Source organism: Shigella sp. FC1967, from assembly GCF_001743005.1.
GTDB lineage: Bacteria > Pseudomonadota > Gammaproteobacteria > Enterobacterales > Enterobacteriaceae > Proteus.
The window spans coordinates 1-229 of record NZ_MIIZ01000378.1; the positions used below are offsets into that span (position 1 = coordinate 1).

A 229-nucleotide genomic window follows, 5' to 3' on the forward strand; every position below is an offset into this window, starting at 1 on the left:
GTAATACGGAGGGTGCAAGCGTTAATCGGAATTACTGGGCGTAAAGCGCACGCAGGCGGTCAATTAAGTCAGATGTGAAAGCCCCGAGCTTAACTTGGGAATTGCATCTGAAACTGGTTGGCTAGAGTCTTGTAGAGGGGGGGGTAGAATTCCACGTGTAGCGGTGAAATGCGTAGAGATGTGGAGGAATACCGGTGGCGAAGGCGGCCCCCTGGACAAAGACTGACGC

At 53.3% G+C, this 229-nt stretch carries 1 rRNA gene; it reads left to right on the plus strand.

From position 1 onward, the window contains the following. Positions 1-229: ribosomal RNA gene (locus tag BHE89_RS03370) — 16S ribosomal RNA — on the plus strand; the annotation flags it as partial.